Below are 14,879 nucleotides of genomic sequence, written 5' to 3' on the forward strand. Positions count from 1 at the left end.
TTCTGAGGACCGTCTGAGAATCGCGGCCCGGTCACGTCCCGGCGGGGGAGATCATGGAAACCACGGGACCCGTGGCCCGTCCGCGGTCGTCCAGGATGTGCCCCAGGTGTTTCCCGATCTGCATGACCACCGACCGGTCCGCCACCCGCGACCCGGGCAGGAGCTTCTCGAGAAGCAGTTCGAACCGGTGCACGTCGTTGAGGGTGCGCAACCAGACGGCCATGATCAGGTTGTATTCGCTGGCCACGAGTACCGCCAGCCGCACTTCCTCGATCCGGCCCAGCGACGTCCTCAGCCGTTCGATCAGCGGCGCGGGAACCTGCATGAAGTACCAGGCGTAGATCGGCCATTCGGAGTAGGTCCGGGCAATGTCGGTGCGCAGCAGGAGGGATCCGTCTCGCCGCATCGTCGCGATCGCGTCGGTGATGCGCTGATTGCTGACGCCGGCGCGTTCGGCGATCGCCGTGGTGGGCGCGCGGCCGTCGATGCCGAGTTCGTAATGGATCACGCGTTTCAGGTCGGGTGAGACCGTCCGCGCGGCCCGGGGGCGGGGCGGCCGGGCGCCGGGAACCCGGCCGGCCTGCGCCGCGGACAGCGTGCGCAGCCGCCAGTTCCCGGCCTCGAAGAGCACCTCGGTGATGAGGTGGGTCCGGGCTCGCCGGATCGCCGGATACTCCCCGAGCCGATGGAGCAGGAACCGCGACGTGTCCGCCGAATCCTGCGCCATCAGCGTGAGCAGGAGGTCGCGGCCGCCCGCCGTGAAGTCGACGCCGGCGACCATCGGATCTTCCGACATCGCCTGCGCAGTTGCGACGGATTGTCCCGGTGCGCATTCGATTTCGATCAGCGCGCCGCGTCCCGGCGTCCCGGCGTCGTAGCCGGTGATCCAGATCAGACCGGTGTCGCGGAGCCGCTGGTACCGCCGCGACAACGTCACGGGGTCGACGGCCAGGATCGGTGCGAGCGCCTTCCAGGATGCCCGCGGCTCGATCTGCAGTGCATGCATGAGACCGAAGTCGACATCATCTGGCTCGTAATCCTGCATGATTCGTCCTCTTGTGCCGAGAAAGCTGCAATTTTACACGACGGAATTCACATCGGGTCACTCTTCCATCAGTCACTGTCCGCTGATCCTCTTGGAGTCCACATGAGTTCTTCGCGCCACCTCCAGGGAAGCGACGCTGCCACGGCAGCGGTCGGATTCCTCGTGGTCATGGAGTTCGCCAGCGGCCTGTTGCAGGGGTGGTTCTCCCCGCTGCTGCCCGCCATCGGCGAACGTTTCGACGCGTCGTCCGCCGCCTTGAACTGGGTGAGCGCAATGTATCTGCTGGGAACGGCCGCCTGCGTCCCGCTGATCGCCAAACTCGGTGACCTCTTCGGGCACAAACGGCTTCTCGTCGTCGCGACCGCGTCCGTTGCGCTCGGTTCGTTCCTCGTCGCGTTCGCACCGTCGTTCGAATTGCTGCTCGTTGGCCGGGCGTTGCAGGCGCCGCTCGCGGCGTTCCTTCCGCTCGAGTTCGCGATCGTGCGGGACCGCAACCCGGCCACTGCGGGCCGGAGCATCGGGCGACTCGTCGGGTCGCTGACACTGGGTGCCGCCGTCGGCGGCCTGCTCTCGGGATTCCTCCTCGACTCGGTGATCGGCGACGTGAGCGTCGTGCTGCTCGTGCCCGCCGTCCTCATGACGATCTGCCTTGCGGTGGTGTACTTCCTCGTCCCGGAGACGACGGTGCGCAAGACGGGCACCGTCGACTGGACCGGCGCGGTCCTGCTGACGGTGGGTCTGCTCGGGGTGCTCGGCGGTGTCTCCAACGCCGGCACCTGGGGCTGGACGAGCGTCCTGACGTGGACGGCCATCGGGGTCGGGGCCGTCGTTCTCGTCGTGTGGGTGTTCGTGGAACGACGGGTCCGGCATCCTCTCGTGGACCTCGACGTGGTCGGACGAGGAATGCGCGTGCCCATGTTGATGGCAATGCTGTTCGGCGCCCAACTGTTCGGTGTCCAGACCCCCAGCGCCCTCTTCCTCCGGGCCACGCCGGAAACCAACGGCTACGGGCTGGGCGTCACCGCCTCGATGACCGGGCTGATCCTGGCGCTGTTCGCGCTCGCGATGTTCGTCGGTGCGTCCATGAGCGACCGGCTCGCCCGTTCCGCCCTCACCGTGGCCGGATCGCTCGCACTGGGTGCGGTCCTCTCGGCGGCGTCCTACATCCTGATGATCGTCGTCCCGGGTGACGCCGCGCTGTTTGCGCTGTGGCTCGTCGTCGCGGGACTGGGTGGCGGTGTGGTGGTCGGAGTACTGCCCGCCGTCATCGTGCAGCAGGCCCCACCGGATTCGGTCGGCATCGCATCCGGCCTCTACAACACGTCCCGAACCGCGTCGGGAGCCGTGGCCGGCGCCGTGTTCGCCCTCGTGATGTCGTCGATGATCACTCCCGCGCTCACCGGCAGCGCCAAACAGATCCCCTCCGTGGGCGCCTATCACGTGGTGTGGGCCGTCTGTGCGGCACTGTGCGCCCTCACAGCTCTTCTGGCACTGAAACTCCGCTCGCCGGCGACCGTCACCGAAAACGACAAGACCCCACTTGCCGACGACGAGCAAGTGCACGCCTGACATCCCTGGAAACACCGAACGAAAGGACATCGAAGTGTCTGTCGATCCATACCTCCTCGGCACCATCGACGAACTCGGCGCACAGTACGCCGCATTGAGCGATGCGATCTGGGACGACCCCGAACTGCGTTGGGAAGAACACGCTTCCGTCGATGCGCAGATCGCCGTCGCGGAGGCCGAGGGTTTCACGGTCACCCGGGCGGTGGCCGATATCCCGACCGCGTTCAGCGCCGAAGCCGGAAGCGGCGCGCCGGTGATCGCGATCGTCGGCGAGTACGACGCACTCGCCGGGCTGAGTCAGAAATCGGGAAGTGCCACGCCGGAACCGGAGCCCGGCAACGAGACCGGGAACGGGCAGGGATGCGGACATCACCTTCTCGGTGGTGGTTCGCTCCTGGCCGCGACCGCGGTCAAGCGGTACCTCGACGCGAACGGCCTCCCCGGAACCGTCCGTTACTACGGCTGCCCCGCAGAGGAGGCCGCCGCCGGAAAGACGTTCATGGTGAAGGAGGGTGCGTTCGCCGACGTCGACGCCGCCGTGTCGTGGCACCCCGGTGACACGACCACCGTGCAACGGATTCGGACGCTCGCCTACGTCCAGGCCTACGTCCGCTTCACCGGTATCGCGTCGCACGCCGGTGTGTCCCCCGAGCGCGGTCGCAGCGCTCTCGACGCGCTCGAGCTGATGAACGTCGGCACGAACTTCCTGCGTGAACACATGCCGTCGGACTGCCGGATCCATTACGCGATCCTCGACACCGGCGGTCGCTCACCCAACGTGGTCCAGGCGAGCGCCGAGGCGTACTACCTGGTGCGGTCGCCGGACGTGGCCGGCATGCGCGAACTGTTCGCCCGCGTGACGAAAATCGCCGAGGGCGCCGCGCTGATGACCGAGACCACGGTCGAGATCGAGATCGACGGCGGATGCTCGGACATCCTGCCCAACGTCGTCCTCGAGGATTCGATGCAGGAGCGGCTCCGCGAGCTCGGACCGGTTCCCTTCGACGCCACCGACCTCGAGTCCGCGTCGGCGTTCGTCACCGTGCCGGCATCGGGACGCACGGCGAGCACTCTCGGCGGTGAGTTCGAGGGCGACGGAAGCGCTCTGCACACCGACATCGTCACGTTCGACGCGCGGACATCACGGCCGACGATGACCGGCTCCAGCGACCTCGGCGACGTCAGCTGGGTGACACCCCTCGTACAGTGCGCCACGGCGTGCGTCGCCGTCGGCACTGCCGCCCACTCGTGGCAGATGGTCGCCCAGGGCAAGCTTCCCGCCGCACACAAGGGGATGATCCACGCCGCAAAGATCATGGCCGCGACCGCGGCGGACCTCCTGACGGACGCCGAGCTGCTGGCGTCGGCGCGCAAGGAGTTCACCTCCCGCACCTCCGAGACCCCGTACGACTCACCGCTTCCCGACGGGGTCGTCGCCCCGCCGCTGCGCGGCACCGTCTGACCGCCCATTCGAAACCACCTGGAAGGAACCCGCACATGACGCTCGCCACCCCCGTCGGCGACACCACCGCGACGCGCGCAGCAGCACTGAAGGACACTGCAGCACAGGTAGTCCGGAATCGCGAGAAGGAACTGCTCGAACTCAGCCACCGCATTCACGACACCCCCGAGATCGCGTTCGAGGAGCACCGCGCCGCCGCTCTCGTCGGGGACGCACTCCGGAAAGCGGGCTTCGACACCACCGTCGGCGTCTACGGACTCGACACGGCCGTCGAAGCGGTCTATGGGACCGGCGACCTCACCGTCGTGATCTGCGCCGAATACGACGCGCTGCCCGAAGTCGGGCACGCATGTGGCCACAACATGATCGCGGCCGCCGGGGTCGGCGCGGCCCTCGCGCTCGCGGCGGTCGCCGACGACGCCGGTCTCCGGATCACACTGCTGGGCACACCGGCCGAGGAGCACGGCGGCGGCAAGATCCCGATGCTCGAAGCCGGTGCGTGGGAGGATGCGGCATTGTCCCTGATGGTCCACGGTGCGTCGGGGACCGACATGCCCTGTGCCTCGCTGTGGATGCAGGCGGTCGACCGGTTCGAGGTCACGTTCACCGGCCGCGCCGCGCATGCCGCGGGCGCGCCCGAGCACGGGATCAACGCCGGTGCCGCGGCGACGATCGCGCTGAACGCCATCGGACTGGTCCGCCAGCAGTTCCGGGCAAAGACACGCGTCAACGCATTCGTCTCGCACGGGGGCGACGTCACCAACATCATTCCGGCCAGGACAGTCGTGCAGGTCGAGGTGCGGGCGCCGGAGATCGGTGAGTGGCGCGAGGTGAAAGAGCGTGTGCTCGCCTGCTTCGAGGCGGGAGCACTCGCCACCGGATGCGAGTGGACGTACGCGGCCACGGAGCCGCCGTATGCGCCGATGGTCCAGAACCCGGCGCTCGCGGCGATCTGGGACGAGAACCTGCGGGCCACCGGTCGCGAACTGACGTCCGCCTCACTCGGCGGAGGCTCCAGCGACATGGGCAACGTGTCGCAGGTCGTGCCGTCCATCCATCCCGCGATCGCGGTACTGGGCAGCACCGCGATCCCCCACAACGCCGACTTCGCCGACGCCGCTGCCAGTCCCGCGGCCGATGCTGCGATCCTCGACGGTGCGACGGCGCTGGCGTGGACGGTCCTCGACGTCGCTCTGGACGCCGAGGTCCGTGGCGAGTTGCTGCGCCTGCAGGCGGAACGGCCGGAGGGGTCCACCCGGACGGCGAACTGGGCGTGAGTGCTTACATATCCCTGACCGAGCTCTTCTCCCTCGGGATCGGGCCCAGCAGCTCACACACCGTCGGTCCGATGCGCGCGGCGGCGGACTTCGTGGACGGGCTGCACGCGGCCGGTCGGCTCGACCGGGTCGACCGGGTCGAGTGCGTTCTCTACGGCGCCCTGGCGGCGACCGGCATCGGTCACGGAACCCCCGATGCCGTCGTCGCCGGGCTGACCGGCGCCCGGCCGGAGACATGCGACCCCGACGACGTTCGGGGCGCATGGCGGAAGCTCGGCGACGGCGCCACCGTCGCCCTCGGCGGGACGCACCCGGTTGTGATGTGCACCGAGGACGTGGTGCTGGCGCCGCTCACCCGAATGCCGTTGCACACCAACGCTCTGCGCCTGCGAGCTCTCGACGGCGACCGTTCCACCGTCGCCGACCGGGTGTACTACTCGGTCGGCGGTGGGTTCGTCGTCCCCGAGGACGCGGCACCGTCGTATGTCGACGACCGGCCGGTGCCGTTCCCCTTCACGACCGCCGGAGAATTGCTGGGGATCTGCGAGTCGACCGGGATGAGCATCGCCGATGTCGCCGAAGCGAACGAGGCCGCGCTGATCGGTGCCGATCGTGTGCCGGAGGCGGTCGACCGCATCTGGTCGGCCATGGTGGCGTGCATCGACGCCGGCGTGTCCACCGAGGGCCGGCTTCCCGGTGGACTGGACGTCGTGCGGCGGGCCCCCGGTCTGTACCGGAGACTCGGCGCAGCCGGCTCCGGAGGCCACGAGGCGATCGACTGGCTGCAGACGTACGCGATGGCCGTCAACGAGGAGAACGCCGCGGGCGGGCGTGTCGTCACGGCGCCGACGAACGGGGCCGCGGGAATCGTCCCGGCCGTCGGGCGGTACTACGAGCAGTTCCTCGCCGGCGGCAACGCCGACATGCGGGCGTTCCTGCTCACCGCCACCGTGATCGGATCACTGGTCAAGGCGAACGCCTCCATCTCGGGCGCGGAGGCCGGCTGTCAGGGTGAGGTCGGTTCGGCGTGCGCCATGGCGGCCGGGGCGCTGTGCGCGGTGCTCGGCGGCAGGCCGGCGCAGGTCGAGTACGCCGCCGAGATCGCGATGGAACACCACCTCGGCCTGACCTGCGACCCGGTCGGCGGGCTGGTGCAGATTCCCTGCATCGAGCGGAACGGGATCGCGGCGGTCACCGCACTGAGCGCGGCCCGGATGGCGTCGAACAGCGACGGCGGCCACGTCGTCTCCCTCGACACCGTCATCGAGACGATGCGGCAGACGGGCCGCGACATGTCCGACAAGTACAAGGAGACGTCGACAGGAGGTCTCGCGCTCAACGTCGTGATCTGCTGAAAGGGGCGCCTCGGAGGTGTGACCTGCGCCTAGACTCCGTACATGGAGCGCAGCGCGAAGGCTGCACGTCGTCGCCAGGGTGATCACCGTTCGCTGTTCGACAGGTTTGTCGCACAGATCGAGGTGAAGGTCAGCCAGGCGCCCTTCTTCGGGGTGTGCGCGGGAGTTGTCGCGTTGTGGGTGGTCAGCATTCCCCTGTGGAAGGACCTCCACGAATGGCAGATCGCCATCCATACCGTGGGTGCGGTGTTCACCCTGCTGCTCGTCGTGTTGCTCGAGAACGCCAACCGTCGTGCCACCGAGGCGCTCCAGGAGAAGCTGAACGTGATCGCCGAGGCGCTCGCGGCGCTGCTCGAATCCTCCGCCCGCGAGGATCCCGACCTGAATGAGGCGGAGAAGAAGTTGCGCGAGGCCATCGGGCTCGAGGAACGGCATTGACACCGGCCCCTGTGACACAGCCCACCGAACAGGTAAGTTATGTGTAACCGCAAAAACTACTAACCAGTAGGGGTACGAAATGCCTGTTCCGTCCGCCGCCACGTTCGCGCGGCTCGCCGACCTCATCGCCATCCCGGATGCGGCGGATCGCCCGACGCGGTCCGTCGTCGAGGCGTTCACGGGTAAGGAACTGGCCACCGTCCCGGTCGGTACCGCTCAGGACGCCCAGGACGCGATCGCACGTGCCCGGGTGGCGCAGAAGGAATGGGCCAAGCGTCCCGTCACGGAACGCGCCGCGATCTTCCACCGCTACCGCGACCTGGTGCTCGAGAACCGCGACGCCCTGATGGACATGGCTCAGGCCGAGACGGGCAAGTCCCGCGCAGCGGCGCAGGAGGAGGTCCTCGACATCTCGATGACCGCCCGCCACTACGCGCGTGTCGCCCCCAAGCTGCTGCGTCCCCGCCGCATCTCCGGCATGCTGCCCGGCCTCACCAAGACGGTCGTGCGGTACCAGCCGAAGGGCGTCGTCGGCGTCATCTCGCCGTGGAACTACCCCATGACCCTCGCGGTGTCCGACGCCGTCGCCGCGCTGCTCGCCGGCAACGCCGTCGTCCTCAAGCCCGACAGCCAGACCCCGTACTGCGCCCTGGCCTGCGTCGACCTGCTGTATCAGGCGGGCCTGCCGCGTGACCTGTTCGCCGTTGTCCCCGGGCCGGGCTCGGTGGTCGGCACCGCCCTCGTGGAGAACACCGAGTACCTGATGTTCACCGGGTCCTCGGCCACGGGTCAGCTCCTCGCCGAGCAGGCCGGTCGCCGTCTCATCGGCTTCTCCGCCGAACTCGGTGGCAAGAACCCGATGATCGTCACCGCCGGCGCGAACCTCCGTGAGGTCACCGACGCCGCCGTCCGCGCCTGCTACTCCAACTCCGGGCAGCTGTGCATCTCGATCGAGCGGATCTACGTGGAGGAGTCCATCGCACCCGAGTTCACCCGGATGTTCGGGGAGCGCGTCCGCAACATGAAGCTCGGCGCCGGCTACGACTTCGGCATCGAAATGGGCAGCCTCGTGTCCGAGGCGCAGGTCAAGGCCGTGTCCAGCCACGTCGACGACGCCGTCGTCAAGGGCGCCACCATAGTCGCCGGCGGCAAGGCGCGCCCCGACCTCGGACCCCTGTTCTACGAGCCGACCGTCCTGACCGGTGTTCCCGAGGACGCCGAGTGCTACCGCGACGAGACGTTCGGACCGCTGGTCTCGATCTACCCCGTCGCCGACGTGGACGAGGCGATCGAACGCGCCAACGACACGGAGTACGGCCTGAACGCCAGCGTGTGGGCGGGAACCAAGGCGGAGGGCGAGGCCATAGCCGCACGGATCCACGCCGGAACCGTCAACGTCGACGAGGGTTACGCCCCGGCATGGGGGAGCACCGGTGCGCCGATGGGCGGCATGGGAGTCTCCGGCGTCGGGCGCCGCCACGGCGACGACGGGATCGTCAAGTACACCGAACCGCAGACCATCGCCACCACCCGCATCCTCAACCTCGGCGGTCCGCGTGGACTGTCGCCGAAGGTGTGGGCCAAGATCATGCCGCCCTTCGTGAAGGCGCTGCAGTGGATTCCGGGCCGCTAGACGTGGACAGCGCGAGCATCCAGATCGACGTCCCGCCCGGCATGGTGTGGGACGTGGTGACCGACGTGGCGGGCATGGGCCGGTTCAGCCCCGAGAACACCGGGGCGCGCTGGACGTCCGGTTCCCCGGCGACGGTCGGGTCGCGGTTCGTCGGCGCCAACCGGCACGGGGCGGCGCGGTGGAAGACGCACTGCACCGTCGTGGATATCGTTCCGGGCCAGAAATTCTCGTTCGAGGCGGACGAGCCGAAGGCGCGCTGGACGTATCACCTCGAGCCGTCCGGCGCCGGCACACTCGTCACCGAGACCCGGGAGATCTACGCGACACCCGTATGGTGGGTGCGGCTGGTGCAGAAATCGAAGGTGCTGGGCAGCAACCGCGACCAGCTGATGCAGGACGGGATGCGGCAGACCCTCGAGCGCATGAAAGCCGCCCTCGAGCGCTGATCTCTTCCACCCTGGGGTGCCGATTCGTCACCCTAGGGTGGCTTCCGCCGCCGCGCGCAGGGCCCGAGACTGGACGCTGTCCACACCTCTCGGAGGCGCGTCCCATGAATCCTCGGCCGACACCCGTCGAAGCTGGTCGGTCGTGCCCTGACGTCCGCCGCGAGGACGTGTGGTTCTCCTCGCGGGGACAGCGTTGCGCCGCCTGGCTGTACCGGCGCCGATCCGAAACTCCCACGGCAGCACCCTGTGTGGTGCTCGCCCACGGCTGGAGCGGGGTGCGCGAGCAGAGACTCGACGCGTTCGCGGAGCGGTTCGCGGCCGCGGGAGTCACGGCGCTGGTATTCGACTACCGCTACTTCGGTGCCAGCGAGGGCGAACCCCGCCAGCTGCTCGACATCGACAGTCAACTCGACGACTGGGACAGCGCCGTCGCGTTCGTGCGCAGCCGCCCGGACATAGACTCCAGCCGGGTCGCGCTCTGGGGGACGTCACTGTCCGGCGGACTCGTCCTGACGGCGGCCGCACGGGACCGGCGCGTGGCCGCGGTCGTGTCACAGGTTCCGTACGTCGACGGTCTGACGAACCTTCCGCGGCTCGGCATGGCCGGCCTCGGCCGCATGGCGATCGCCTACCTGCGGGACCGGTATGCGCAGGTGCGACACCGGCCGCCGTACATGTTTCCCGTCGTCGGGCCACCGGGCTCGTTCGCGGCGATGACCACACCCGACGCGGAGGCGGGATATCACGGGATGGATCCGCCCGGTTCGACGTGGCGCAACGAAACACCGGGGCGGGTGGCGTTGCAGGCGGCGCTGTACCGGCCGACGACGACGGTCGCGAAGATCGCCTGCCCCGTCTTCTTCGCCATCGCCGACCACGACGTCGTCACCTTCACCCGCAGTGCGCAGAAGGCCGCGGCCAAGACCCCCGGCGCCGAGGTGCACGTGTATCCGGGCGGTCATTTCGACCCCTACTTCGGCGAACTCTTCGAGCGGGTGGTCGCGGACGAGACCGAATTCCTCGCCCGCCACCTCCGCACACCCTAACTGCCCACGGTGCCGAACTGTTCGCGCAGAACACCTTTGACGACCTTGCCGCTGGCGTTGCGGGGCAATTGGGGGAGGACCTCGACGAACCTGGGCCGCTTGTACCGGGCGACCCGGCCGTCGAGCCAGTCCGCGAGGGCGTCGACCCCCGGCGCGGCCCCGGCCCGCGGGACCACGACCGCGACGGGAACCTCGCCCCACCGCTCGTCGGCCCGCCCGATCACGGCGACGTCGACGATGTCCGGGTGAGCGGCGAGGGCATTCTCGACCTCGGCGCAGTAGATGTTCTCCCCGCCCGAGATGATCATGTCCTTCTTGCGGTCCACCACGTACACGAATCCCTCGGAATCCACGCGCACCAGATCGCCGGAGTGGAACCAGCCGCCGTCGAACGCGTCCGCGGTAGCCTCGGGGTTGCGCCAGTATCCCTCCATGAGTCCCGGTCCGCGGTAGACGATCTCACCGATCTCGCCCTGCGGCACGTCGTTCATCGCCTCGTCGACCACGCGCATCGCGACCGTGTCGATCGGCTTCCCGACCGAGCCGATCTTGCGCACGGCATCCTTGCAGTCGAGCATGCACGTCACCGGCGACATCTCGGTCTGCCCGAAGAAGGCCACGATCTCGGCGTCGGGGAATGCGGCGTTCAGCCGGTCGAGGAGTGTCGGGGTGGCAGGCGCGGCGCCCCATCCCAACACCCGCAAGGCCAGATCCCGGCCCTCGGGGCCGGCGTCGTCGAGGATGGCCTGCCACTGGGTGGGCACCATGAACACACTGGTCACCCGCTCGCGCTCGAGCGCGTCGAGTAGTTCGGTCGCATCGAACGCACCGGTCGGGTGGATCACGATGGTGGCGCCGATCAGCAGGAACGGCCCGACGCTGCCGAGGGCTGCGATGTGGAACAGCGGGGACGAGACCAGGTTGACCTCGGACTCGGTGTCGAACAGTCGCCATCCCCGGATGAGGGTCAGCGCCTGCGCCTGCAGATTGAGGTGCGACAGCACCGCGCCCTTCGGACGCCCGGTGGTGCCGGACGTGTACATGATGGCGGCGGGGGAGTCCTCCGCCACGTCCGCGATCGGGACGTCGGGGTCGGCTGCGCGCAACTGCGTCTCGAGTGAGACGTCGTCGGGGGCGTCGCCGACAACGAGGACCGGCACGCTGTCGTCGACCTCCGCGGCGAGACCGGTGAGTGAATCCTCGACGACCACGACGGTGGCGTCGCTGTCGGCGACGATGAACCGCACTTCGCCGGGACTGAGCCGGAAGTTCACCGGGACCGCGATCGCACCCAGGCGAGTGGCGGCCAGCATCACCTCGAGGAACTCGGGACGGTTGGTCAGCAGTAGCACGACACGGTCGCCGCGGCCGACACCGCGGGCAGCGAGGACTGCGGCGGTCCTCGCGCTGCGGTCCTCGAGCTCACGCCAGGTGGTCGAGGCCCCCCGGTATCGGAGCGCCACGGCATCGGGCTTCGCGAAGGCATGCCGGGCAACATGATTGGCCCAGTGCGTGCGCCGGGAGGCGAAGGGCTGAGCGTGCGACGTTGCTGTCAAGGTAGGTCCTCAGCCTCGGCCGAACACGGCGGGACGCTTCTCCAGGAACGCCGCGACGCCTTCCTTGTAATCGGGGGCGGCGAGGAGGTCGAGCTGGCCTGCGCGCTCGCGGGCGAACGCGTTGTCCAGTTCGGTGAGGGTGGCGTCGTTGACGGCGTCCTTGGTGAAGTGGAAGGCCTCCGACGGTCCGTCGGCGAGACGTCGGGCGAGGGCCTCGATCGATGCGGCGAACTCGTCGTCGGGGTACACGTCGGCGATCAACCCGGCAGCGAGAGCCTCGGCAGCGGGCAGTCTTTCGGCCAGAAGCGCCATCTTCAGTGCGCGGGCGCGACCGATCGACGCGGCGACGAGCGCGGTGGCACCACCGTCCGGCATCAGGCCGACCTTCGTGAACGCGAGCAGGAAGTAGCTCGACGCGGTGGCGATCGTGAGGTCGCAGGCCAGGGCGAGGGAGACCCCGACGCCGGCGGCGGGACCGTTGACCGCGCCGATCACGGGCCGGGGGAACGCACGGATCGTGGCCGCCGTGCGGTTCGCGGCGTCGATCGTCGCGGCCGACGGCGGACCGGACGTCTTCTCGCCACCCAGGTCCGCACCCGTGCAGAACGCGCGACCGGTGCCGGTGAGGACGGCGGTCCGGACCTGCGCGTCGCCCGCGTGCTTGTCGAAAGCGTCGGCGACGGCGTCGAGGGTCTCGGTGGTGACGGCGTTCATGCGGGAGGTGCGGTTGAGAGTGACGCGGAGGACGCCGTTGTCGACGGTCGTGTCCACGCCGGGAATGTCGGAGCTCATGAGGATCCTTTGTCAGGAAGGACGGACGGAGAGGGCGATCTTGCCGGTGGCGGAACGGGTTTCGAGCGTCCGCAGTGCGTCGCCGGCGTGTTCGAACGAGTAGACGGTGGGTTCGGTGATCTGCAGCGCACCCGATTCGAGGAGCGGGCCCAATGTCGCCCACTGCCTGCTCGTGTATCCGGGATTGGTGCGCACGTATTCGCCCCAACCGGCCCCGAGGACGGAGATGTTACGCAGGAGAAGGCGATTGACCTTGACGGTGGGGATCTCGCCGCCGGTGAAGCCGAGGACCACCAGTCGCCCGTTGGGCGCGAGGCTGCGCAGGCTGTCGGTGAAACGGTCGCCGCCGACCGGGTCGAGGATGATGTCGACTCCGCGGCCTCCGGTGAGGTCGCGGACCCGGTCCTTCCAGCCGTCCAGCAGGACGACGTGATCGGCGCGGTTGGCCTTCGCGATGCCGGCCTTCTCCTCGGTGCTGACCACGGCGATGGTCTCGAGCCCCAGCGCGGCCGCGACCTGCAGTGCGGCGACCCCGACACCACCTGCGGCGCCGTGCACCAGCACGGTCTCGCCGGTCCGGTAGCGGGCGCGCTCGTCGAGGGCGAAGTGCACGGTGAGGTAGTTCATCAGGAAGCCCGCGCCGGCCTCCAGCGACACCGAATCGGGTAGCGGGAACACCGAGTCCGGCTCCACCGCGACTGTCCGCTGCCACGCTCCGTCCGACGCGAGGACGGCCACCCGCTGCCCGGCCCGGATGCCGCTGTCCGCGGGTGCGCTACGGACCACGCCCGCGCCCTCGACGCCGAGTACGAACGGCAGTTCGCGGACGAGCTGGTAGCTGCCGGTGGTCTGCAGCAGGTCGGGAAACGACACTCCGGCGGCGTGCAGATCCACGACGACGAGGCCGGTTCCGTCGGGTTCGTCGATCTCGACGAGATGCACTCCGGCAGGGCCGGAAGCGGTGGTCAATTGCTGGGCATACACGTGGTGGTCTCCTCCGTCGGTCCCTGACTATCCATACCAGACGCAACTGAACGGGCGCTAGATAAATTCGACCATTGACCGTGCCGGTGACGCCGTGGTACTAACTTTAACGAGCGATCAGTAATCAGGCCGAGTCGGAGGATGAGACGTGCCAGAACAGACGGAGACGACGGAGGCAGCCGCACTGTGGGAGCGGCGCGGAGGCATCGGCATCATCACGCTGAACCGCCCAAAGGCGCTCAACGCGGTGAACGGTGCGTTGTCGACCGCGGTGGGCAGTCTGCTCGAGCAGGCCGAGAACGACCCCGAGGTGCGGGTGGTCGTCGTGACCGGGTCGGGCCGGGCATTCTGCGCGGGCGCCGACCTCAAGGCCCTGGCGTCGGGCCAGAACACGGCCGCGGACGGACATCCCGAGTGGGGATTCGCCGGATACGCGCAGCACTGGATCAGCAAGCCGACCATCGCCGCGGTCAACGGCTTCGCCCTGGGCGGCGGCACCGAACTGGTGCTCGCCAGTGACCTCGCGGTCGTGGACGAGGAGGCGAAGCTCGGGCTTCCCGAGGTCAAGCGCGGACTGTTCGCCGCCGCCGGCGGCGTGATCCGCCTGCAGCAGCAGATCCCGAAGAAGGTCGCGCTGGAGATCGCGCTCACCGGCGAACCGATCAGCGCGGCGCAGGGCAAGGAGCTGGGCCTGGTCAACCGGGTCGCCCCGGCAGGCACCGCCCTCGACGTCGCGCTCGAACTCGCCGAGCAGATAGCCGCGAACGCGCCGCTGTCGGTGCGCGAATCGAAGGCCATGATCCACCGCACCGCGACCGAACCCGACTGGGGCGACGGGGCGTGGGAGGCGAACAACGCCGCCATCGCGACCATCTTCACCAGCGCGGATGCCAAGGAAGGCCCGACGGCGTTCGCCGAGAAGCGCCAGCCGGTCTGGCAGGGCCGCTGACCCGTGAGTACTTGTTAACCGCGGGCGGTTAACAAGTACTCACAGCTCCAGGAACTCGGCCCGGTGTCCTGTCGAACCCGGACACCGGGCCGCAACCACTTTCTTCTCCTCGAAAGGGAACAACATGACCAACGCTGTCATCGTGGACGTCGTCCGCCTCGCCTCCGGTAAGGGCAAGCCGGGCGGCGCGCTGTCGGGTACGCACCCGGTGGAACTGCTGGCGCACGTGCTCCGCAGCATCGTCGAACGCAACGGCATCGACCCCGCACAGGTCGACGACGTCATCGGCGGCTGTGTCGGTCAGGCCGGCGAGCAGGCCCTCAACAT

General features: G+C 68.8%; 13 protein-coding genes and 1 pseudogene. 10 read left to right on the forward strand and 4 right to left on the reverse strand.

From position 1 onward, the window contains the following. Positions 1–31 precede the first annotated feature (31 nt). The gene (locus tag ACFVJ3_RS39385) at positions 32–1,045 is read right to left on the reverse strand and encodes an Lrp/AsnC family transcriptional regulator (protein ID WP_378457216.1); all 1,014 of its coding nucleotides are present in this window, start codon (positions 1,043–1,045) and stop codon (positions 32–34) included. A 102-nt stretch (positions 1,046–1,147) separates the two neighbouring features. On the opposite strand from ACFVJ3_RS39385, the gene ACFVJ3_RS39390 reads away from it, so the two are divergent. From ACFVJ3_RS39390 to ACFVJ3_RS39425, 8 genes are all read left to right on the forward strand, one after another. Further along, positions 1,148–2,614 (forward strand): MFS transporter, encoded by a 1,467-nt coding sequence (locus ACFVJ3_RS39390; protein WP_378457217.1) that lies wholly within the window; start codon positions 1,148–1,150, stop codon positions 2,612–2,614. Positions 2,615–2,648: 34 nt separating this feature from the next. After that, complete coding sequence (locus ACFVJ3_RS39395; RefSeq protein ID WP_378457218.1) at positions 2,649–4,076, forward strand: amidohydrolase; 1,428 nt, start codon at positions 2,649–2,651, stop codon at positions 4,074–4,076. Positions 4,077–4,111: 35 nt separating this feature from the next. After that, entirely contained in the window at positions 4,112–5,353 is a 1,242-nt protein-coding gene (locus tag ACFVJ3_RS39400) for an amidohydrolase (RefSeq protein WP_378457219.1), read from the forward strand. Beyond that, entirely contained in the window at positions 5,350–6,708 is a 1,359-nt protein-coding gene (locus ACFVJ3_RS39405) for an L-serine ammonia-lyase (protein ID WP_378457220.1), read from the forward strand. Before ACFVJ3_RS39400 ends, ACFVJ3_RS39405 begins: the two co-directional genes overlap by 4 nt. A 42-nt stretch (positions 6,709–6,750) precedes the next feature. Next, positions 6,751–7,146, forward strand: coding sequence for a low affinity iron permease family protein (locus ACFVJ3_RS39410; RefSeq protein WP_378457221.1), 396 nt, complete (start codon positions 6,751–6,753; stop codon positions 7,144–7,146). A gap of 79 nt (positions 7,147–7,225) precedes the next feature. Beyond that, a complete protein-coding gene (locus ACFVJ3_RS39415; RefSeq protein ID WP_378457222.1) occupies positions 7,226–8,779 on the forward strand; it encodes a succinic semialdehyde dehydrogenase in 1,554 nt (517 codons plus the stop codon). Positions 8,780–8,781: 2 nt separating this feature from the next. Further along, the gene (locus ACFVJ3_RS39420; RefSeq protein ID WP_378457230.1) at positions 8,782–9,225 is read left to right on the forward strand and encodes an SRPBCC family protein; all 444 of its coding nucleotides are present in this window, start codon (positions 8,782–8,784) and stop codon (positions 9,223–9,225) included. Positions 9,226–9,329: 104 nt separating this feature from the next. Then, positions 9,330–10,271 (forward strand): alpha/beta hydrolase, encoded by a 942-nt coding sequence (locus tag ACFVJ3_RS39425; protein ID WP_378457223.1) that lies wholly within the window; start codon positions 9,330–9,332, stop codon positions 10,269–10,271. Here ACFVJ3_RS39425 and ACFVJ3_RS39430 read toward each other — a convergent pair. The 3 genes from ACFVJ3_RS39430 to ACFVJ3_RS39440 are packed head-to-tail and all read right to left on the reverse strand — an operon-like array spanning position 10,268 to position 13,603. Further along, positions 10,268–11,827, reverse strand: a complete 1,560-nt coding sequence (locus tag ACFVJ3_RS39430; protein ID WP_378457224.1) for a long-chain-fatty-acid--CoA ligase — start codon at positions 11,825–11,827, stop codon at positions 10,268–10,270. The two genes, ACFVJ3_RS39425 and ACFVJ3_RS39430, sit on opposite strands and share 4 nt — an antisense overlap. A gap of 9 nt (positions 11,828–11,836) precedes the next feature. Continuing rightward, complete coding sequence (locus ACFVJ3_RS39435; RefSeq protein ID WP_378457225.1) at positions 11,837–12,619, reverse strand: enoyl-CoA hydratase; 783 nt, start codon at positions 12,617–12,619, stop codon at positions 11,837–11,839. Positions 12,620–12,631: 12 nt separating this feature from the next. After that, the gene (locus tag ACFVJ3_RS39440; protein ID WP_378457226.1) at positions 12,632–13,603 is read right to left on the reverse strand and encodes an NADPH:quinone oxidoreductase family protein; all 972 of its coding nucleotides are present in this window, start codon (positions 13,601–13,603) and stop codon (positions 12,632–12,634) included. Between the two features lie 148 nt (positions 13,604–13,751). Here ACFVJ3_RS39440 and ACFVJ3_RS39445 point away from each other — a divergent pair, with 148 nt between their 5' ends. Both ACFVJ3_RS39445 and ACFVJ3_RS39450 read left to right on the forward strand, forming a co-directional pair. Continuing rightward, complete coding sequence (locus ACFVJ3_RS39445; RefSeq protein WP_378457227.1) at positions 13,752–14,552, forward strand: crotonase/enoyl-CoA hydratase family protein; 801 nt, start codon at positions 13,752–13,754, stop codon at positions 14,550–14,552. Positions 14,553–14,676: 124 nt separating this feature from the next. Beyond that, positions 14,677–14,879: pseudogene (locus ACFVJ3_RS39450) on the forward strand (steroid 3-ketoacyl-CoA thiolase); the annotation flags it as partial.

This window comes from Rhodococcus sp. NPDC127593 (genome assembly GCF_042671975.1).
Lineage (GTDB): Bacteria > Actinomycetota > Actinomycetes > Mycobacteriales > Mycobacteriaceae > Rhodococcus_F.